At 71.7% G+C, this 20,624-nt stretch carries 17 protein-coding genes and 1 pseudogene; 7 read left to right on the plus strand and 11 right to left on the minus strand.

Translation table 11 applies throughout. From position 1 onward, the window contains the following. Positions 1-14: 14 nt before the first annotated feature. A complete protein-coding gene (locus AB0D31_RS13495) occupies positions 15-278 on the minus strand; it encodes a DUF5133 domain-containing protein (RefSeq protein ID WP_362721325.1) in 264 nt (87 codons plus the stop codon). 314 nt (positions 279-592) lie between these two features. On the opposite strand from AB0D31_RS13495, the gene AB0D31_RS13500 reads away from it, so the two are divergent. Continuing rightward, positions 593-1,915, plus strand: a complete 1,323-nt coding sequence (locus AB0D31_RS13500) for an aldehyde dehydrogenase family protein (protein WP_362721328.1) — start codon at positions 593-595, stop codon at positions 1,913-1,915. A 117-nt stretch (positions 1,916-2,032) separates the two neighbouring features. Here the strand turns inward: AB0D31_RS13500 and AB0D31_RS13505 are convergent, their stop codons facing one another. From AB0D31_RS13505 to leuA, 3 genes and pseudogenes are all read right to left on the minus strand, one after another. Next, positions 2,033-2,935 carry an aminoglycoside phosphotransferase family protein gene (locus AB0D31_RS13505; RefSeq protein WP_362721331.1) on the minus strand — a complete coding sequence of 301 codons (903 nt, stop codon included), beginning with the start codon at positions 2,933-2,935 and terminating at the stop codon, positions 2,033-2,035. 189 nt (positions 2,936-3,124) lie between these two features. Continuing rightward, positions 3,125-3,465 (minus strand): annotated as a pseudogene (locus AB0D31_RS13510) (ATP-binding cassette domain-containing protein); the annotation flags it as partial. Further along, positions 3,462-5,279: a 2-isopropylmalate synthase gene (leuA, locus tag AB0D31_RS13515; protein ID WP_362721334.1), complete on the minus strand. Its 1,818-nt coding sequence runs from the start codon at positions 5,277-5,279 to the stop codon at positions 3,462-3,464. The gene leuA and the pseudogene AB0D31_RS13510, both read right to left, overlap by 4 nt. A 183-nt stretch (positions 5,280-5,462) precedes the next feature. Between leuA and AB0D31_RS13520 the strand changes: the two genes are divergently transcribed. The 3 genes from AB0D31_RS13520 (at position 5,463) to proP (ending at position 8,343) form a co-directional block, all read left to right on the plus strand. Beyond that, positions 5,463-6,152: an FCD domain-containing protein gene (locus AB0D31_RS13520; RefSeq protein ID WP_362721337.1), complete on the plus strand. Its 690-nt coding sequence runs from the start codon at positions 5,463-5,465 to the stop codon at positions 6,150-6,152. A 278-nt stretch (positions 6,153-6,430) separates the two neighbouring features. Then, entirely contained in the window at positions 6,431-6,604 is a 174-nt protein-coding gene (locus AB0D31_RS13525; RefSeq protein ID WP_362721340.1) for a CsbD family protein, read from the plus strand. Between the two features lie 284 nt (positions 6,605-6,888). After that, a complete protein-coding gene (gene proP / locus AB0D31_RS13530; RefSeq protein WP_362721343.1) occupies positions 6,889-8,343 on the plus strand; it encodes a glycine betaine/L-proline transporter ProP in 1,455 nt (484 codons plus the stop codon). Between the two features lie 225 nt (positions 8,344-8,568). On the opposite strand, the gene AB0D31_RS13535 is transcribed toward proP, so the two are convergent. Further along, on the minus strand, positions 8,569-9,432 hold the full coding sequence (locus tag AB0D31_RS13535) for an RNA polymerase sigma factor SigF (RefSeq protein WP_362721400.1): 864 nt from the start codon (positions 9,430-9,432) through the stop codon (positions 8,569-8,571). A 263-nt stretch (positions 9,433-9,695) separates the two neighbouring features. Then, a complete protein-coding gene (locus AB0D31_RS13540; protein ID WP_362721346.1) occupies positions 9,696-11,060 on the minus strand; it encodes a cytochrome P450 in 1,365 nt (454 codons plus the stop codon). Positions 11,061-11,320: 260 nt separating this feature from the next. Between AB0D31_RS13540 and AB0D31_RS13545 the strand changes: the two genes are divergently transcribed. Beyond that, entirely contained in the window at positions 11,321-12,244 is a 924-nt protein-coding gene (locus AB0D31_RS13545) for a glutaminase (protein WP_362721348.1), read from the plus strand. A 184-nt stretch (positions 12,245-12,428) separates the two neighbouring features. Here AB0D31_RS13545 and AB0D31_RS13550 read toward each other — a convergent pair whose 3' ends face one another. After that, the gene (locus AB0D31_RS13550; protein ID WP_362721351.1) at positions 12,429-13,676 is read right to left on the minus strand and encodes an MFS transporter; all 1,248 of its coding nucleotides are present in this window, start codon (positions 13,674-13,676) and stop codon (positions 12,429-12,431) included. A 232-nt stretch (positions 13,677-13,908) separates the two neighbouring features. Between AB0D31_RS13550 and AB0D31_RS13555 the strand changes: the two genes are divergently transcribed. Beyond that, on the plus strand, positions 13,909-15,345 hold the full coding sequence (locus AB0D31_RS13555; RefSeq protein ID WP_362721354.1) for an amidase family protein: 1,437 nt from the start codon (positions 13,909-13,911) through the stop codon (positions 15,343-15,345). Positions 15,346-15,419: 74 nt separating this feature from the next. Here the strand turns inward: AB0D31_RS13555 and AB0D31_RS13560 are convergent, their stop codons facing one another. Then, positions 15,420-16,454, minus strand: coding sequence for a class I SAM-dependent methyltransferase (locus tag AB0D31_RS13560; protein ID WP_362721356.1), 1,035 nt, complete (start codon positions 16,452-16,454; stop codon positions 15,420-15,422). 127 nt (positions 16,455-16,581) lie between these two features. Between AB0D31_RS13560 and AB0D31_RS13565 the strand changes: the two genes are divergently transcribed. Then, positions 16,582-17,997 carry a pyridoxal-phosphate dependent enzyme gene (locus tag AB0D31_RS13565; RefSeq protein WP_362721359.1) on the plus strand — a complete coding sequence of 472 codons (1,416 nt, stop codon included), beginning with the start codon at positions 16,582-16,584 and terminating at the stop codon, positions 17,995-17,997. On the opposite strand, the gene AB0D31_RS13570 is transcribed toward AB0D31_RS13565, so the two are convergent. The 3 genes from AB0D31_RS13570 to AB0D31_RS13580 all read right to left on the minus strand — a co-directional run bounded on the left by AB0D31_RS13570 (position 17,954) and on the right by AB0D31_RS13580 (position 20,591). Continuing rightward, positions 17,954-18,283, minus strand: coding sequence for a YkvA family protein (locus tag AB0D31_RS13570; RefSeq protein WP_362721362.1), 330 nt, complete (start codon positions 18,281-18,283; stop codon positions 17,954-17,956). The two genes, AB0D31_RS13565 and AB0D31_RS13570, sit on opposite strands and share 44 nt — an antisense overlap. Positions 18,284-18,316: 33 nt before the next feature. Next, positions 18,317-18,802, minus strand: coding sequence for an Asp23/Gls24 family envelope stress response protein (locus tag AB0D31_RS13575; RefSeq protein ID WP_362721364.1), 486 nt, complete (start codon positions 18,800-18,802; stop codon positions 18,317-18,319). Between the two features lie 130 nt (positions 18,803-18,932). Continuing rightward, complete coding sequence (locus tag AB0D31_RS13580) at positions 18,933-20,591, minus strand: hypothetical protein (RefSeq protein WP_362721366.1); 1,659 nt, start codon at positions 20,589-20,591, stop codon at positions 18,933-18,935. Between the last annotated feature and the right edge of the window lie 33 nt (positions 20,592-20,624).

Consider the following 20,624-nt stretch of genomic DNA (forward strand, 5'->3'; position numbering starts at 1 on the left):
GTGCACAGTAGCCGTCAGGAGGCCGGCTCCTGTGGCGCCGCGACGGCGGACAGCATCGCTTCGCGGCTGCACGCGAGGTAGCGCTCGGCCGCCTGCACGGCGGCGGCGATCGTCCGCTCCCCCATCAGGACGCACAGGGTGTACGCGGCGTCGTCCCGCGCCTGCCGGGCGCCGAGGTCCAGCGGCGCGCGGGCGGCCCGGCGCTCGCGGCTGCGCAGGAGCGCCAGGAGTTCGTGGACGACGTACCAGTGGGGCGACAGCATCATCGGCTCCGGCATCGGACGAAGGGCGGCGTACGCAGCCGTCACAGTCGCTGCGAGCCTTGCGAGCGAGCATCGAGTCGCCAAGAGGAAGCAGATCGAGCCACCCCTGGAACATCCCTCATCGTGCGCCGCTCCCCCCACATCCGCACCCCGGAGCATGACGCTGCGTAACGCATGCCTCACGACATGTAGGTCGCCCGGTATCGGAAACGTGCGGCATCAGCGCCGGAATGAATGGCCGACCTCAATGGTTGGTATATGCATCGACCCTTTCGGCTCGACCCGGTCGGCCCCCGCCGGCCAGGTCGGCACTGATTCAGCGAGGCACCGTGAACGACCGCACCCCCGAGCAGCCCGCCGAGATAGTGGCCCGGCTGCGCGCCACCTTCCGCTCCGGACGCACCAAGCCCGTCGCGTGGCGGGTCGACCAGCTGCGCCGGCTGCGCGAGATGCTCACCGACCACGGCGCCGAACTCGCCGAAGCGCTCCACGCCGACCTCGGCAAGAGCACCACGGAAGCCTTCCGCACCGAGATCGATTTCACCATCCGCGAGATCGACCACACCCTGGATCACTTGGACACATGGCTGCGGCCCGAGTCCGCGCCGGTTCCCGCGCACCTCGGCGGGGACGCCACGGCCTGGACCCAGTACGACCCGCTGGGTGTGGTCCTCGTCATCGCGCCCTGGAACTACCCCCTCCAGCTCCTTCTGACTCCCCTGCTCGGTGCCTTGGCGTCCGGCAACGCGGTCGTCGTCAAGCCCAGCGAGCTGGCACCCGCCACCTCCGCGGCGATCGCCCGTCTGCTGCCGCGCTTCCTCGACACCTCGGCCGTCGCCGTCGTGGAAGGCGCTGTACCCGAGACCACGGCTCTCCTGGCCGAGCGCTTCGACCACATCTTCTACACGGGCAACGGCACCGTCGGCCGCATCGTGATGCGGGCCGCCGCCGAGCACCTCACCCCGGTCACCCTCGAACTGGGCGGAAAGTCACCGGCATTTGTCGACCGCGGCGCCGACCTCTCCGTCGTCGCCGACCGGCTGGCCCGCGGCAAGTTCCTCAACGCCGGCCAGACCTGCGTCGCACCCGACTACGTGCTCACCGACCCGGAGACCGCCCGCGCCCTTGAGCCCGAGCTCGTCCGCGCCGTCGAAGCTCTCTTCGGCGCCGATCCCCGGAGCTCCGACGCCTTCGGCCGGATCGTCAACGAACGCCACTTCGACCGGTTGAGCTCGCTCCTCGACTCGGGCCGGCCCGTGACCGGCGGCGCCACCGACCGGGCCGCGAAGTACATCGCGCCGACCGTGCTGGCCGATGTCGACCCCGCGGCGCCGGTCATGCGGGAGGAGATCTTCGGCCCGATCCTGCCGGTCGTCACGGTGGCGGACCTGGACGAGGCCATCGACTTCATCAACGACCGCGACAAGCCGCTTGCCCTGTACGCCTTCACCGACTCCGACACCACGCGCGAGCGGCTGGCCGCCGAGACGTCGTCCGGAGGACTCGGCTTCGGACTGCCGCTCGCCCATCTGACCGTCTCCGACCTCCCGTTCGGCGGGGTCGGCGAGAGCGGTATGGGCAGCTACCACGGCCGCTACTCCATCGAGACGTTCAGCCACCGCAAGGCCGTGCTGGAGAAGCCCCTCGGCTGAGGTCGCACCGCGCGGGAGCACGGCTGCGGCCGCGTCAACGCCCTTGCATACAAGGGTAGTTGACGCGGTCGGGCGTCGTGCCCGATCAGTCCCGTGCCCGATCAGTCCCGGCCCCGATCAGTCCCGGTCCCGCATCACCTCACGGATCACATGGCGGGCGTTCTCCGCCATCGCCACGTTCGTCGTGCGGTAGTAGGGCAGGGCGATCACGGCCTGCGAGAGCGTGCGCGCCCGCCCCCGGTTCCACGTCTCGTCGTCGACGGCGAGCGCGGCCCTGAATGCCTTGCGCCCCCCGCTCGGGAGCAGGTTCCACGCGGGGAACAGGTCGCAGGCGGGGTCGCCCCTCCCCGCACACCCGAAGTCGATCACCGCCGTCAGCCGGCCCCCGGCCACCAGCAGGTTGCCCGGCATCAGGTCGGCGTGCAGCCACACCGGCGGGCCGTCCCAGGCCGGCGCCCGCAGTGCGTCACGCCAGAGGGCCTCCACGGCGTCGCATGCGACACCTTCCTCCGGGATACGCCGCAGGTGCTCGAGCGCTGTTCGGGTCGCCTCGTCCTGCGCGACCAACGGCCCGCCGCGGTGGGCGGTCGGCGCCCCCGGCAGGGTGACGCTCCCCATGGCCGCCACGAACTCCGCCAGATCCTCGGCGAGTCGGACGGGGTCGGCACAGGCGCCGGCCCGGGGGTGCTCGCCCATCAGCCAGCGGTACACCGACCAGGGCCACGGGTAGCCCTCGGCGGGCTTCCCGCGACCGAGCACCTCGGGGACGGTGGTGGGCAGCAGCGGCGCCAGCCGGGGCAGCCACTCCTGTTCCTGGAGCACATCGCCCGCGCCGCCGGCCACCAGCGGCAGCCGTACGACCATGTCGTCGCCCAGCCGGTACATCGCGTTGACCGTGCCACCGGACACGACGCGCTCGACCGGCAGCCCCGCCCACTGCGGGAACTGCCGGGCGATCAACCGCCGTACGAGGTCGTCGTCGAGGGGGTGTTGGTCGGGGTGGACCGGCGCGGCGCTCATGGAACGTCATTGCACGCCGAGCACCACCCCGAGTCAATTGCTTTACCCCGGCTCCCACGAGCGGCGCCGTCACCCGACCCGTTGGCGTGCCGGTCTGCCGGTGCGCACCGTCCAGCGGCCCTGTGCGTCGAGGCCGAGCAGGCCGATGAGCCGGTCGGCGCGCTCGGCCTGCTCCGCCGTCGGGGCTCAACGGGGCACCCACTCCCGGGTGTTGGTCACTCCGGTGAGCACGACATCACGGACCCTGAGCGGGGCGCCCGGCGCATGGCGCGGGTCCACATGGCCGATGTGGGTGCGCAGCCGACGCAGGTCCACCCGGCCCAGGGTGTGCCCCAGGACGTCGACCATGCCCCTGGTCGGGTGGACGAGCGCTCCCAGCAGGGCGAGCAGGGTGCTTTGCCGGCCCCGTTGGCGCCGAGCAGGGCCCAGTGCTCGCCGCTTCGTACCGTCAGTGACATGTCCCGCAGGAGCGGGGCGCCACCCCGGACGACGTCGGCGTCCTTCACCCGGATCACGGGCGTCGCCGTCATCGCCCGGCCCGCCCCGCACGGTTGACGGCGGCCAGGACCGCGCCGACCGAGGCCGCGAGGATCGAGGTGTCCCACCCCACCCCCCAGCACATGGTGTCGCCCACCCGGCACTCGGCATAGGCCACGGCGGGACTGCCCGGTCCCGAGCTCGTGGAGTGCTCGGCGTAGCTGAGGATGTCGACGGTGAGGCCGATCGACGCGAGGGCGTCGGCGAAGGCGGACAGCGGTCCGTTCCCTGTTCCGTGCAGCGAGCGCCGCCGACCGTCTTCCTCGACGGTGCACCTGAACCGGTGCTCGCCGGGCCCGGCCTGACTCGTCTCCCACCCGGCCAGGGCGAGGGGTCCGTCCTGGCCAGGTGTGATGTAGGTGGTGCGGAAGAGCTCCCACAGCTCGTGGTGCGTGAGCTCCTTCCCACTCGCGTCGGTGGCGTGCTGCACCGTACGGGAGACATCGGGGCGCATGGCCTTCGGCAGGTCCAGGCCGTGGTGGGCGTGGAGCAGATGGGCGATGCCGCCCTTGCCGGACTGCGAGTTGATGCGGATGACTTCCTCGTAGGTGCGTCCGATGTCGCCCGGGTCGATGGGCAGGTACGGCACCTCCCAGGGGGCGTCCTTGTCCGGGACACCCAGCTCCGCCGCCCGTTTCGCGTGGTGGGCCATGCCCTTGGAGATGGCGTCCTGGTGTGTTCCGGAGAACGCGGTGTGGACGAGGTCGCCGCCGTAGGGGTGGCGCGGGTGGACCGGCAGCCGGTTGCAGTGCTCGACCACCTCGCGTACGGCGTCGATGTCGGAGAAGTCGACCATCGGGTTGACACCCTGCGCGTACAGGTTGAGGGCGAGGGTGACCAGGTCGACGTTGCCGGTGCGCTCGCCGTTGCCGAACAGGCAGCCCTCCACGCGCTGGGCCCCGGCCAGAACGGCGAGTTCGGCGCAGGCCACGCCGGTGCCCCGGTCGTTGTGGGGGTGCACGGAGAGGATCACGCAGTCGCGCCGCGCCAGGTGGCGGTGCATGTACTCGATCTGGTCGGCGTACAGGTTGGGGGTGGCGATCTCCACCGTGGCCGGCAGGTTGTGCACCACCGGACGGTCGGGGCTCGCCTCCCACAGTTCGGTCAGGCTGTCGCAGATCTCCAGGACGAAGTCGGGCTCCGTGAGGTTGAAGACCTCGGGCGAGAACTCGAACCGGATGTCGGCTCCCGGCCGCTCCTCGGCCCGGCGCATCAGGTGCGTGGCGGCGTCCAGGATCATCCGGTGCACCTCGGCGCGTGAGCGGCCCAGGACCACCTCGCGCCAGGTGGGCGCCGTGGCGGTGTAGAGGTGGACGAGGGTGCGCGGCAGGCCCTCGATGGAGGCGACGGTCCGGTCGATCAGGTCGCGGCGCGCCGGGGTGAAGACGGAGACGGTCACATCGTCGGGGACGGCGCCGCTGGTGGCCAGATGGCGTACGAAGTCGAAGTCGGTGCGGCTCGCGGAGGGGTAGCCGACCTCGATCTCCTTGAAGCCCATGGTGACCAGCAGGTCGAACATGCGGCGCTTGCGCTCGGTGTCCATCGGCTCGGCGAGCGCCTGGTTGCCGTCGCGCAGGTCGACGGGCACCCACAGCGGGGCCCGCGTCAGCTGCCGCGACGGCCAGGTGCGGCCGGTGAGCGGCACCTCGACCCGGGCATGCCCGGACCGGTAGCGGTGGTGCGGCATGGCGCTGGGGCGCTGGGGGTTCCAGGCCGGCGCGTCGTGCGGGACGGCTGCGGACGGGGTCTGCAGCGTGGGGAACATGCCGGTGCCGGAGGGTGTCGTTCCCGAGCTGAAGGGTGTCATGAGAGCGGGCTTCCTTGATCGGCCAGAGGGCGACCGGCGCGGCAGGACACCCGCTGCGGGGTGCCGGTCGTGTCAGGCCCCGCAGCGGCAGCCGAGAAGAAGGAGCTCGCGCAGCAACATGCCGGTACAGTAACCACAGTTGAACTCCTCAGACAACCTGAGGACCAGAGAAGGGTGAAACGGATGCCACTGGGCGCACTGCGGTCAACTCCCTTGGTGGAGCAGGCGACTGACCGGCTGCGGCAGCAGATCGTCGGGCAGGAGTGGCCGGTCGGCACCAAACTGCCGGGCGAGAACGCCCTGGCCCAGGCGCTGGGGGTGGGGCGCTCGACCGTCCGCGAAGCGCTGCGCGCACTCGCCGGCGCCGGACTCGTCCAGGCCCGCCAGGGCGCGGGCGTCTTCGTCATCTCCACCACGCCCGAGGAGAACTGGTCCACCCAGCTGCGCCGTGCGGCGGTGGCCGACGTGTACGAGGTGCGCATGCTGATGGAGGTGGAAGCGGCGCAGCTGGCCGCGCGGCGCCGGACCGCGGCGGACCTCACCGCGATCGAGGCGGCGCTGGCCGGGCGTCGCTCGGTCGGGAGCGGCAGCACCGCGGAGTTCGTCGACGCCGACATCGCCCTGCATGCCGCGGTGGTCGCCGCGGCGCACAACCCCGTCCTCACCGCCCTGTTCACCGAGTTCGTACCGGCCCTGCGCCAGGGCCTGATCGGCCTGGTGGACCTTCTCGGCCTACGGTCGCACGACCCCCAGCACGGGGACACCGGCCATGCCGCGCTCGTGGCAGCCATCATCGGGGGCGACCCGGAGGCTGCGGCCCACTCCGTCCGCGAGGAGCTGAACCGCACCCTCGCCCAGCTCCAGGCGACCTGAACGCATCACCTCAACTCCCGTGCTGCACAAGCTCGTTGGACGAGTCGAGAGTCGGTCAGGAACCCCCACGCGTGGTGCGACGCAGGCCGGCGAACTCGAACGCGGGTTTCGGCGGTGAACTCGTCGAGGGACAGGTGAGTTCGGTGGCCAAATCGGAATGCGTCACGTCCGCGACTGAGGGCTCTCGCCGTGGCGTGATCTTCCCTGTTTGAGATCCGCCGAAATGGCCAGGCGTACCTGTGTCGGACAACGCTATCGACCGCATGTGGAGGCATTCCATGTCGAGCGACGAAAAGGCCAAGGCGAAGACCGAGCAGGCCAAGGGCAAGGCCAAGGAGGCCATGGGTCGCATGGTGGGCAATGAGAGCCGCACCGCGGAGGGCCGCGCCGACCAGGTGAAGGGCGATGCCCGTCAGGCCAAGGAGAAGGCCAAGGACGCCCTCACGGACTGACCCGCCCCCCGACCCGTCCCCCGGACATCGGCCGGGCGCGGACGGGCGGGGCGGACGCCGGGGCGTAGGAGCAGCGTGGCGCGGGAACAATCGCGCCGCGCTCTCCGCCTTCACTGGCCCTTCGGCGATTCCCTATGTGCAGATGTGTACCGCTTGAGGACGTGAGTCCTTGGGCGGTCATGGGCCATTGGTCCACCAACGGGGGACCTTTGCCATGCATTCACGCCGCCCCCAGGGAGTTTCATGTAGGGCGCACCCTTCTATTGTCGAACGAGAGAGACGCCGTGCTGAGCACCGAGGATCACCAGCCAGAGCCGGAAGCAGTCGCCCGGCACCGTCCGCTGTTCCGGGCGATCCACCGCAGGCGTAACCCCGCCCTGCGCCGCTCCGACATCACGGTCACGGACGAGGCCGCGGTCAAGCGTGCGGTCAAGGCCACCGCGCTCGGCAACGCCATGGAGTGGTTCGACTTCGGCGTCTACTCCTACCTCGCCGTGACCATCGGCAAGGTCTTCTTCTCCGGCGCCGGTGACACCATGCAGGTCATCGCGTCGTTGGCGACGTTCGCCGCCGCGTTCCTCGTCAGGCCCCTCGGCGGCATGTTCTTCGGGCCGCTCGGCGACCGCGTCGGCCGCAAGAAGATCCTCGCCCTCACCATGATCATGATGGCCGCGGCAACGCTCTCCATCGGCCTGATCCCCAGCTACGCGACCATCGGCATCTGGGCGCCCGCGCTGCTCATTCTGTGCCGCATGGTCCAGGGCTTCTCGACGGGTGGCGAGTACGGCGGCGCGGCCACGTTCATAGCGGAGTACGCGCCCGACAAGCGGCGCGGATTCTGGGGATCCTTCCTGGAGTTCGGCACGCTCATCGGCTACACCGTCGCCGCGTCCCTGGTGACCGTGCTGACGGTGCTGCTCAGCGACGACGCGATGCTGCAGTGGGGCTGGCGCGTCCCGTTCCTGGTGGCCGGACCGCTCGGGCTCGTGGGCCTGTACCTGCGGCTGAAGCTCGACGAGTCGCCGGCCTTCAAGAAGCTGGAGGAGGCGGGCGCACCCGGCGCCGAGCGCGAGAAGACGCCGCTCAAGCAGATCCTCTTCGGCAACGGACGGGCGATGGTGCTGTGCCTTGCGCTGGTCGCCGCGTTCAACATCACCGACTACATGCTGCTCTCGTACATGCCGACGTACCTCTCGACGCTCGGCTTCAACGAGACCAGCGGGCTCATGTCCATCGTGGCTGTGATGATCGTCCTGATGGCGCTCATCAACTCGGTGGGACGGCTCTCCGACCGGGTAGGCCGGCGCCCCGTCCTCATCGGCGGCTCGGTCGCTTTCATCGTGCTCGCGGTGCCGAGCTTCCTGCTGATCAAGCAGGGCAGCATGGTCGCGGTCTTCGTCGGCCTGCTGGCTCTCGGCCTCGCCCTCGTCTGCTACATGGGCACCATGTCCTCGGCGCTGCCCGCCCTCTTCCCGACCGAGGCGCGCTACGGCTCGCTCTCGGTCGGGTTCAACATCTCGGTGTCCCTGTTCGGCGGTACGACGCCGCTCGTGGTCCAGGGCCTGATCGGGGCCACCGGCAACGACCTGATGCCCGCGTTCTACACGATGCTCGCCGCCGCGATCGGCCTGGTGGCAACGCTCGCCATGAAGGAGACGGCGCGCAAGCCCCTGGAGGGCTCCCCGCCGTCGGTCGCCACCGACGAGGAGGCCGCCGAACTCGTCGCCGCGCAGCGCTGATCCGTCGGCACGGTTGACGATGACGCGGCACGGATGACGCGGTATGTGTGAGGGGGCCACCCGGATTCGGGTGGCCCCCTCACACATACCGCGTGGGTCACACATACCGCGTGGGTCACACATACCGCGTGGGTCACACATACCGCGTGGGTCACACATACCGCGTGGGTCACACATGCCGCGTGGGCCCGGGTGATCGACGGGGTTACGTCGCCGTCGCGTCGACTACGTCGCGTCAACCATGCCCGTGCGCAGCTTGGCGAGGATCCGCGTCAGCAGACGCGAGACCTGCATCTGGGAGACGCCGAGTTCCTGGCCGATCTCGGCCTGCGTCATCTCCTGGCCGAAGCGCATGTTCACGATCCGCCGTTCACGCTCGCTCAGTTCGCGCATCAGAGGGGCGAGCGAGTTCAGGTCTTCGACCTTCTCCATGCCGGGGTCGTCGGCGCCGATGCAGTCGGCGAGGGTGCGGCCCTTGACGGTGGGGGCCTGACCGCCCTCGTCGCCGTCGGGAGACATGTCGAGGGAACCGGCGGTGTAGCCGTTGGCGGCCACGAGTCCCTCTATGACCTCCTCCTCGGTCAGCTTCAGATGCGCGGCGAGTTCCCTCGCCGTCGGGTCGCGGTCGAGCTGGAGCGCCAAGTGCTCCTTGCCCTTCGCGATCTCGACCCGCAGCTCCTGAAGCCGGCGCGGAACGTGCACCGCCCAGGTGGTGTCCCGGAAGAACCTCTTGATCTCGCCGATGATGTACGGCACCGCGAAGGAGGAGAACTCGACTTCGCGCGACAGCTCGAACCGGTCGATGGCCTTGATCAGACCGATCGTGCCGACCTGGATCACGTCCTCCATGTCGCCGCTGCCGCGGTTGCGGAACCGGCCGGCGGCGAAGCGCACCAGGGACAGGTTCATCTCGATCAGCGTGTTGCGCGCGTACTGGTACTCCCGGGTGCCTTCCTCCAGCACCTGGAGCCGGTCGAAGAACAGCTTCGACAACTTGCGCGCGTCCTGGGGGGCCACCTTCGCCGCATCGTCGATGTGCGGCAGCTCCTCCATCTCGCGTTGCGTGGTTGAGACCGCCGTCCGGTCCATCCGGTCCGTCCGCTCCGGTCTCGTCACCTGCGCCGCCGCCATGGGGGTTCCTCCCTTGTCACCATCACCGAACTGTCGAAGCTGCCGTCTGCCCCAACGGCCCGCCTTCATGCGTATCGGTGGTGCGGTCACCCGTTCTGAACCCGGTCACGGCACGGGACTTGGCCGGAATGCAGACGTTCTGGCGTGAAAGTGGCCAGAATTGGCGGTCCGCGATGGCCGTAGGCCGCGGTCGTGGTCGGAGGCGGGGCCGGGGTCGGCTCTCACCGCGGTCTGGCCCGCAGCGTCGCGTGCAGGGGCGTGGCGGGTTGCAGCAGCAGGCCTACCCGGGGCCCCACCTCGGTGGAAGGCAGGTCGACGCGGAAGCGCTGGGCGAGGGTGGCGAGCACGAGGACGGCCTCGACCTGGGCGAAGCGGGCACCGAGACAGGTGCGCGGGCCGCCTCCGAAGGGGTACCAGGCGTGGTCGGGCACCACGTCCGGGGCGTCGGCGGCCCAGCGCTGCGGGCGGAACTCCTCCGGCGCCGGGAACCAGCGCGGATCGCGATGGGTGGTCCAGGTGCTGCACCAGACGGTGGTGCCCACGGGAATGCGGGCGCCCCCCAGCGTCGCGCCCGCACGGGCGACGGCGGGGATGAGCCACACGGGAGGATAGAGGCGCATGGCCTCTTTCACGATCTGCCGGGTCCAGGCGAGACGCTCGTAGTCGTCGATGGCGGGCGGACGTCCGGCCAGTACGTCCTGGAGCTCGGCTTCGAGGCGGGCGCGTACCTCGGGAGCGCGGGAGAGCAGATAGAGCACCCAGGTCAGCGCCGTGGACGTGGTCTCGTGTCCCGCGGCCCACAGAGTGACCGCCTCGTTGCGCACCTCTCGGAGGGAGAGCGGCCTTCCCTCGCCGTCACGGGCCGCGAGGAGCCTGGTGACCAGGTCGTCGCGCTCATCGGCGGGACGGGCCGCATCGCGGCGTTCCCCGATGAGCCGGTGGACTTCGCGGTCGATGGTGGCCACCGCGTTCAGTACGCGGCGGCGCGCCGGGGTCCGCACCCAGCCCGGCAGGAAGAGCCCGATGCCGCGCACTTCGGCGCCGACCTCCCGCTCCGCCACGTCCATCGCGTCACCCAGCGCCCTGGTCTGCTCCCCCAGGTCGTTGCCGAACAGGGTGCGCAGCACGATGCGCTGGGTGATGAGCGCCATCTCCCTGCGGACGTCGATGCGCGCCCCGTCGCGCCACGCGTCGGCTGCCGCGCCGGCGGAGTCGACCATCGCGTCGGCGTACGTACGGACCTGGCGCGGCCGGACGGTGGGCTGGACCAGGGAGCGCTTGCGCCGCCAGTCGCCCCCCTTGCTGAGGATGACGCTCTTGCCCGTGATCTGCTTGAACGCCCAGCCGATTTCGAGGATCTCGTACGTGTCCTCCCGTGCCGCGAGCAGCTCCCTGATGTGCTGGGGGTGAGAGATGAACAGACTGCGCCGCGGGCCGAGCGACCAGGTGACCGCGTCGCCGAAGTCGTCGCGCAGACGCGTCAGGAAGGCGAGTGGGTCCTTGCCGAACGCGAGCAGGTTGCCCAGCGGCGGCACACCGCGCGGACCGTTGACGGGATTGAGCGGCAGCGGCGTCGATGTGGGCAACGGAACTCCCCGGCTATGGCTGGTGGGGCCAACGTAACGGCTCGCTGCCCGCCGCCCCCGGCATGACAGGCGACCGGCCGCAGCACGGCACCCGGCTGCCGCGCGCACCCGGCCGGCGCGCGCCCTGCAGCGCCATGCCCAGCAGGACGCGCGGTGGCCGTGCGACGCCGCGCGCCCCCGTCCCGCGTGCGGACGCCTGCGCGGGCCACTGTCGTAGGGTGTGGACGTCGCAGCAGCGCGGGAACCCGGAGTAGAGCAAGTTGAGCGTGTCCTCGTCCTTTCAGCCGGTCCTGGACCGCATCGCCACCGAGATCGCCGCGACCCCGGGCCGCGGCCGCCCGGCCGACTACATCCCCGTCCTCGCGTCGGCCGACCCGGAACGCTTCGGGATGGCCGTGGCCGAGCTGGACGGCACCGTGTACGGGGTGGGCGACTGGCAGCACCCCTTCTCGACGCAGTCCATCACCAAGGTGTTCACCCTCGCGCTCTGCCTCGCCCTGGAGGGCGACGAACTGTGGGAGCACGTCGGCCGTGAGCCCTCGGGCAACCCGTTCAACTCGCTGGTGCAGCTGGAGTACGAGGCGGGCATCCCGCGCAACCCCTTCATCAACGCGGGCGCCCTCGTGGTCACCGACCGCCTCCAGCGGCTGACCGGCAACGCCGCCGACATGCTGCGCACCTTCCTACGGGCCGAGTCGGGGAACGCCGCGCTCGGCTTCGACGAGGAGGTGGCGTCGTCCGAGGCCGCGCACAGCGACCGCAACGCGGCCCTCGCGCACTTCATGGCGTCCTACGGCAACATCACCACCCCGGTGCCCGTCCTCCTCGACCAGTACATCCGCCAGTGCGCACTGGAGGCGTCCTGCGCCGACCTGGCACGGGCCGCCGGATTCCTGGCCCGGCACGGCATAAGGGCCGACGGTTCCGCCCTGCTCACCCGCAGCCGCGCCAAGCAGGTCAACGCGGTGATGCTCACCTGCGGCACCTACGACGCGGCCGGCGACTTCGCGCACCGCGTGGGCCTGCCCGGCAAGAGCGGCGTGGGCGGCGGCATCATCGCCGTGGTCCCGGGCCGCTGCACCCTGTGCGTCTGGAGCCCGGGCCTCGACGAGCGCGGCAACTCGGTGGCGGGCGTCGCGGCCCTGGACCGCTTCACGACGCTGACGGGCCTCTCGGTTTTCTGACGGGCCTCTCGGTTTTCTGCGAGCCTCTCCCGCTTCTGACGGGTCGTCAAAAGCCCTCAGGTGCGCACACGGCCTGTACGTGACGTGCGCCGAGCAACTCAGCGCGGAGCTGAGGGAGTTCACCGCCGACGGCTGAGCGCGGGACCCTCGGCCGGGTGCCGGGTCCGGCGCCTGGACCCGATGGTCAGGCGCCGGTCGTGGCCGTCTCCCGCTCACGCGCCGGCCGGCGGGCGGCCCGTGGCAGCAGGAGCGGTGTGGCCAGCGAGAGGACCCCGGCGACGGCGATCGCGGCGCGCGGTCCGGTCACCATGGCCAGCACGCCCCACAGGGCGGTCATCGCCGCGGTGGCCGCCTTGTTCGTGACCGTCCACGCCGACAGGGTGCGGGCGACCCGGTCCGAGCCGGTCTGTTCGAGCCGGTACGTGGAGAACACCGGGTTGAAGACGCCGCAGCAGGTGATGAGGCCGAGTTCGACGGTGGCCACGAGCACGAGCCCGGTGACTCCCGGCCGGACCAGCACGAGACCCAGTATCCAGCAGGCGCGCAGCACCCCGGTAACCGTCATGACCCGGTGCTGTCCGTGGCGCGCCACGAGCCGGCGGGAGAGGCGGGCACCGATGAGGCCGCCGATGCAGGGCGCGCCGAACGCCAGACCGTACTGCCACAGCGCGAACCCGAGAGGGCCGAGCATGAGCGAGGCGAGCAGCGGGACCGTCGCCATGATCAGGCCGTTGACCAGGACCGTGTTGAAGAACAGCGGGCGCAGCGTCGGGTGCCCCAGGATGTGCCGCCATCCTTCGAGGAGGTCACCGCGCCGGAACGTGGTCCGCGGGCCGGGGCGCGTGGGCGGCGCCACCTCCGTGCGGCCGATCGCCCGGATGCCGAGCGCGGAGAGCAGATAGCTGACCGCGTCGGCCGTCACGGTGGTCACCGGCCCGAAGAAGGCGACCGCGAGACCGCCGAGCGGCGGCCCGAGCATGGTGGCGCTCCACGCCGTGGACTCGAACCGGCCGTTCGCGGTGAGCAGGTGCTCGGGCGGTACGAGGGCCTTGAGGCAGGCGCCGCTCGCCGCACGGAACGCGATGTCGGCCGCGCCGACGACGACCGACACGAGCACGAGTTGGGCGAAGCCGAGCCGCCCGAGCGCGAACGCGGCGGGCACGCTGATGACCGCCGCGAACCGGATCAGATCGGTGGCGATCATCACGGGCCGCTTGCGCCGGTACTCCACCCACGGGCCGAGCGGCACCGCGATGACCGCCCCCATCGCGAGCCCGGCCGCGGCGAGCCCCGACACCGCCGCCGGACCGGCGTGCAGGACCACGATCGCGATCATCGGGAACGCGTCGAACGCCAGCATCGTGCCGATCGTGCTGACCCCGTACGCGGCCCACAGCCACCCGAACTCCCGCCCCAGCGGCCGTCCGCCCACACCGCACACCCTTCTTCCCTGGTGCGGGATCACCCCGCACCGACCGGCGCGATCCAATCCCCCGGGCCGCCCCCGGGTCAAACAACCGCCCCGCCGCAGGCCACAACCGGCCGTTGCGCGGCGGGGCCGGGCCGCAGACGGGGTATCGACAGAGCCCGTACCCGCCCTCCACAGTGGCCTCCTCGGCCTTCGCGACGATCAACTTCGCGCCGATCACCTACGAGGAGCCACCGTGACCGCATGGGCAGGCCGGACCGCCGTCGAGATATCCGATGCGGTGCGCCGCAAGGAGGTCACGCCGCGGGAGGTGGTCGGTGACCACCTGGCCGGCATCGCCGCTCGGGACGGCCGCATCGGCGCGTTCCGGGTGGTGCGCGCCGCCGCGGCCCTCGACGAGGCCGACGCGGTCGGCGCGCGGGACGACCTCGCGGAGCTGCCGCTCGCGGGGGTGCCCGTGGCGGTCAAGGACAATCTGGCGGTGCGCGGCGAGAGCACCCGCAATGGTTCCGCGGCCACCTCCGCCGCGCCGGCCGCCGAGGACCATGTCCTGGTGGCCCGGCTGCGCGCGGCGGGCGCGGTGGTGGTGGGGCTCACGCACGTACCGGAGCTGTGCGTCTTCGGCACCACCGACGGCGTACACGGCACAGCGCGCAACCCGTGGGACCCGGCCCGTACCGCGGGCGGCTCGTCCGGCGGGAGCGCCGCGGCGGTGGCGGCGGGCTTCGTGCCGCTCGCGATCGGCAACGACGGCATGGGGTCGCTGCGCATACCTGCCGCGCACTGCGGTCTGATCGGCCTCAAGCCGGGCACCGGGCGGGTCCCGCGCGACCTCGGCGGCGGCTGGTACGGGATGTCGGAGAACGGCCCGCTCGCGACGACGACGGCGGACGCGCGGCTGATGTTCGCGGTACTCGCGGGCGAGACGGCGCGGGACGCGGTGGCCGAGAGCCCGGCCGCACCGGGCTCGCCGCGCGGCGCCGGCACCGCGGACGCCGGGCGGGGTTCCGGGACAGCGCCCGGCCCCCGTCTCAGGATCGCGTTCTCGACCCGCGCCCCCATCACGGGCGTACGCGTCGGCACCGCGTACGCGGCGCTCGCGCGTGAGGCGGCCAGGGCGCTCTCCCGGGCCGGTCACCACGTCGCCCTCGCCCACCCTCCCTACCCGCTCTCGTTCGGCGCGGTCGTCCTGGCCCACTGGGCAGGCGGCACCGCACAGGACGCCGAGGGTCTCGATGCGCGGCTGCTCGCGCCCCGCACCCGGCGTCACGCGGCGGTCGGACGGCTGGCCGGACGGCTCGGCATGCTGCGGTCGGATCACAGCGCGGCACTGAACCGGCGGCTTGAACCCTTCTTCGACACGTACGACGTGCTCCTGACCCCGGCGCTCGCCCGCCGTGGGGCGGCCGCCGGCGCCTGGCACGAGCGCGGCTGGCTGGCCAACGTACTGATGAACACGGCCTGCTCGCCGATGACGCCGCCGTGGAACCTCTCCGGCCGGCCCGCCCTCGCCATGCCCTTCGGCTCGCTGCCGACAGGCCTTCCCGGCTCGGTCCAGCTGGTGGGCCGGCCCGGCTCGGAGCATCAACTCCTCGATCTGGCAGCGGAGTTGGAGCACCTCCACCCCTGGGAGCGCACGGCTCCCACCCTGCGCGACCCCGCACGCGCCTAGGACCTTCCGGTCGTCGGGCGCCGCACCCCGATGGGCGCCCTGCGCCGCGTGCGACGGCCGCATGTCCGGGCCGGTCAGGCCGGACGGATGCCCGTGTGCACGGTGGTGGCGGTGAGCAGGAAGGCATCGGGCCTGCGCATGATCCCCTCCGGCGCCTCGGGGTCGAGCAGGACGTCGATGGTCGCGCGGTCCTCCGCGCCCAGGGACTCGGCCATCATCTCGCGCAGCCGCGTCAGCTGGGTGTGCAGGAACGTGCGGGCGGGTTCGTCGAGGGGCGCCGGCAGGTCGAGGAGGAGGGTGAAGCTGCCGGTTCGGGTCAGCCCGGCGCGGCGCAGCATCGCGGGCCAGTCCTCGACCACGGCGGCGCTGCCCGGCAGCTCGGTGCGCATGACCTCGAACCAGTCCTCCTGGAGGGCGTCGAGCCGCGCCTGGAGCCCCGGCCTCCCGATGCCGATGTCGCGCGGCAGCCAGCGCATCGGCAGGCCTCCCTCGGCCACGGCGAGTACGCCGCCCGGGCCGAGCACACGGGCCAGTGCGTCCAACGCGCCCTGCTGGTCGCCGAGATGGTGCACGGCCTTGCTGCTCCAGACGAGATCGGCCGGGCCGAGGCTGCCCTCCCCCTGCTCGTCGCCGTCGAGGCCGTCGGGCAGTTCCGCGTGCCGGACCGAGACCCGCGCGCCCAAACCGAGCTTCTCGGCGCGAGCCAGGGTGTAGTCGAGCAGCGCGGGTGCGCCGTCCACGGCGACCACGTCGGCGTCCGTGAAGGCCTCCGCCAGTACGCCGGTCATCACGCCCGGGCCGCTCCCGATGTCGAGGACGCGGCGGGCCTTGTGTCCCGGGGCGAAGAGCTGCCCCAGACGGGCGGCCGTCTGTCGCAGGACCGGCAGCTGGAGTTCACCACTGGTCTCCAGGTGTGCCGCCATGGCCTCCCAGTCGAGGTCACCGTGGTGGTGACCGCGACCCTCGCCGTGCCCGTGACCGTCACCATGCCCGTGACCGTCGCCATGACCGTGGCCGTGACCGCCGCCATGACCGTGCCCCTCGCCCTGTGCCTGCCCCTGCCCGTCGCCGTGCGCCGAGTCGTCCGCGGTGTCGTTGTGTGCGCTCATGCACAGGAGCCTGCGCCCCGCCCGCGGCGGACGGCAAATATCGTTGCTGTTTCTGGGACACGGTCCGCGCGGGGCCGGCCTCGCGGAGTGGCCCTCGCGCCGCGTGGCCCTTGGCTATGGTGCCGTGATGGACGTATACGAGTCTGCGCTCGACCTCATCGGCGGCACCCCGCTGGTCCGGATCCGCTCCGCCGGGGCCGCCGCCGTCTACGCGAAGCTGGAGTATCTGAGCGTCGGCGGCAGCGCCAAGGACCGGATCGGCCGGCGCATGATCGAGCAGGCCGAGAAGGACGGGCTGCTCGGGCCCGGCGGGACCGTCGTCGAGGCGACCTCCGGCAACACCGGCGTCGGGCTCGCGCTGGTGGCGGCCGAGAAGGGGTACCGCACGGTGCTGGTGGTGTCGGACCGCGTCAGCAGGGAGAAGGTGGACACCCTGCGGGCCTTCGGTGCCGAGGTCGTGGTCAAACCGAGCAACCGGCCGCGCGAACACCCCGACCATCCGATGCGGTTCGCGGCCCACCTCGCCGAGACGACGCCGGGCGGGTGGCTGGCCAATCAGTACGACAACCCCGCCAACCCCGAAGCGCACTACCTCACCACCGGTCCGGAGATCTGGCGCCAGACCCACGGTCGTGTGACCCATCTGGTGTCCTGCATCGGGACCGGTGGCACGATCAGCGGCGCCGGACGCTACCTCAAGGAGGTCAGCGGCTCAGCGGTCCAGGTGATCGGCGCGGACCCGGCGTCCTCCGTCTACGCGGGCGGCGACGGCCGGCCCTACTTCATCGAGGCGGCCGGGCACTTCGTGCACCCCGACACCGCTCAGGACGTCTGGCCCACGTCCTACCAACGCGACGTCGTCGACCGCGTCGTGCCCGTGGCCGACCGGCAAGCCCTCGACACCTTGCGCCAACTCGCCCGTACACAGGGCCTGTTGGTGGGCGGATCCTCCGGTACGGCGCTCGCCGCGGCCCATCAGGTGGCGGCCGGCGCCGGGGCGGACGCCGTCGTGGTCGTGGTCCTGCCCGACTCCGGACGGCAGTATCTGTCGAAGTACTTCAACGACGCGTGGATGCTCGGTCTCGGGTTCCTCGACGGCGACGCGAGCGGCGCCCGGGTCGCCGACGCCGTCACCGAGGACAGCCGCACATCGCCGCTGCCCTACCTCACCACACGTACCACCGTCGGCGAAGCGCTCGCGGCGCTCCGCGCCAGGGCGGGCGCCGGCGCGGACGCCGTCCTGCCGGCCGGGCCGTGCCCCACGAGCTCCGACCGGCGCCCCATGGCCCCCGAACTCACCGGATCGGTGACCCTGGCCGCCCTCGAATCGGCGCTCCACGACGGCACGGCGGCGCCGTCGGATCCGCTCGCGGACCATCTCGAACCGCCGCTCCTCGCCTTCGGCTACGGCGAGCCGGCCGAGGACGCCGTCGGCCGGCTGGCCGGGCACACCCACTCCACCGCGGTCGTCCTGCGCGACGGCTGCGCCGAGGCCCTGATCACTTCATCCGCCCTGCGGGCCGCTCTGCCCACTCGCCACTGAGTTCCCGCGCGCCTCGCGGAGCGGCCGCCGCCGTGTGCAGGACGCGCAGCGCGAGCAGCAGGACGCCGATGTCGTCCAGGTACACCGGGTCGGGCAGGAGGTCGACCGGGCTGATGACGTAGGCGAGGGCGCCCCAGAAGGCGGCCTTGTGCGTCAGGGGGATCCCGGCGTCCCGCAGGACCTTGCGGGCACGGACCAGCCGTACCGTCAGGACGGCCGCCACCACGGCGGCCGCCAGGAGTGCGACACCCACGAGGATCAGGGTCACGGTCATTTCGGTGCTCATCGAGCCGCCTTCCTTGGCACGGTGGCGGCGATGCTACTGAAGCCGGCTCTCGGGGAGGTGCGGCTCGCTCTCGTCCGGCAGGTGCACGTCGCTGACGGCGATGTTGACCTCGACGACCTCCAGTTCCGTCATGCGCTCGACCGCCGCGATGACGTTGAGCCGGATCTCGGCGGCGATCTCGGTGATGCTCACCCCGTACTCGACGACGATCTCCAGGTCGATGGCGGTCTGCCGCTCACCGACCTCGACCTTCACTCCGCGGGTGACGGACGCGCGGCCCGGCCGGATCGCGCCGAGCGTACGGGCGAGGCCGCTGCCCATGGCGTTGACGCCCGGCACCTCGCGGGCGGCCAGCGCGGCGATCTTCTCCACGACGCCGCCGGCGATGGTGGTACGGCCGCGGGTCGCGGGCGCCCCGCCCGGTCCGCTCCGCGCGGGCTCCAGGGTCGTGCTGTCCGCGGACGTGCGGAACTCGTCCGTGCCGGGTTTGCGCACGGTCTGGGCCATCGGCTCGGTCATACGAAGCCACCTCCTCCGGGAATGCTCCGGCGGCCGTCCGGCCGCCTCCTCCCTCTGCGGGTACCGTGCCCACGGCGGAACATGCGGCCGTGGGCGCATCTGTCCGAGGAGAACGGCTCGGGCGAGGGGTTCAGCCGCCGTTCGGACAGCCCGGCGCACCCTTGCCGCCGCGCTGCGGGAGGCTGAGGTTGGGCGTGCCGTCGGGCGGCCAGGTCAGGGCGATCGTCCTGGTCGTGCCGTCCGAGCCGAGCTGCACCACAGGGGCGGGCTTGCCCGCCGGAGTGCCGTCGCTGCCGAACGAGAGCCATCCGCTGGCCCCCGGCAGCATCTGCGCGCAGTAGAACTGGTGCAGGATGCCGGTCTGCAGGCCCGGGTTGCGCAGTCCGACGGCGTCGCGCCGGCCCGCGCTGATCGCCGCCACGGCCGCGTCGTGGGTGAGCATCGCCTGGCCGCTGGCCAGGTCCGTGGGGTCGAAGGAGAGCATCGGCACGTCCTTGTCCGCGGTCAGGGTCTGGCCGGTGCAGGGGTCGGGCCGGCCGGTGAAGGCGGCCCAGAACTGGTCGTAGTTGTGCTTGGCGTCGGAGCCGGGGCATTGCGTGCCCCATTCGTCGGGGCTGGCGAGCGCGGTGTACGCGACGGTGACCCGGCCCGACGCGATGCCGTCGAGTACGCCCTTGTCGTGGATGCTCTCCGATGCGTCGTCGCCGGCGAGGATGTGCAGCTGGGCGATGCCACAGGGCGCGCCCTGCACCCAGTTCTCGACGAACGCGGCGAGATCGTGGCCGCGCCCGGCGAAATAGACCACCGAGGGCGCGGCCTGGCACAGGTTGGCGTGCATGAGGTTGAACTGCTGCACCAGATAGTCCTGGCGGCCCGAGCCCGCCGGGAGGTCGCTGGGTGAGGTGTACGGGAGCACGGTCACAGTCCGGTTCGGTGCCTTGAAACGGGTCTTGGCCGCCGCGGCCAGCGTCTGCGTGTAGTCGTCGCCGGTGACGCTGTCGGCGACCACGGCGAGCGAGGTCACCGCAGGCTTGAGGCCGGAGACGTACTGGGTCGCGGCGACCACCGAGTCGGAGTTGGTCGGTGAGACGCGGAAGAGATCGGCGATCTGCTTCTTGCCGGTGGGGTCGGCGGGGTCGATGTTCATCGAGTCGCCCGTCACCGTGGAGCCGACGACGGGTATGTGCAGCTGCGCGGAGATGGCCGCCGCGGCGTGCCGGGTCTGATCGGTGCTCTGGCCAAGGCCGATGACCGCGGAGATGTGCTCGGTGTTCACCTTCTGCTTCAGCTTGTCGACGGTCACCGCCCAATCACCGTACTGGCTCCCCATGTTGGCGAGGTACAGCTTGACGGCGGGCGTACTGCCGTAGGCGGCGGTGTTGTTGGCCCGCCAGACCGCCGCGAGGGCCCCTTCGATGTTGGGGTAGAGCGAGCCGTAGGTGAGGGTGTCCACGTCGGAGACGGGCGAGAGGTCGAGCATCAGGACGACGCTGGTGTAGTCGCCCTTCACCTGGTCGTTGGCCGACTTGACCGCCTTCTCCAACTCCCGCATGCGGTCGGGTTCGTGGTCGGTGAACGGCGTGCTGTCGATGTTCACCCCGGCGCAGGCGAGCGGTGTGCCCGTCGCGGTCATGCCGGTGCCGCAGGTCAGCGACGGCGGGAAGAGCCGGCCGTAGGTCCAGCGGCCACCGGACACGACACCGGCGAGGATCACGAGCGCCGCGAGGACCGACAGGGTCCGGTGACGGCGCAGCCGGCCGAAACGGGGGTTGCCTACAGCGGGTGGCATGGAGACTCCTTGCGGTGCGGTCGGCGGACGCGG

It is taken from the genome of Streptomyces sp. NPDC048361, assembly GCF_040651795.1.
GTDB lineage: Bacteria > Actinomycetota > Actinomycetes > Streptomycetales > Streptomycetaceae > Streptomyces.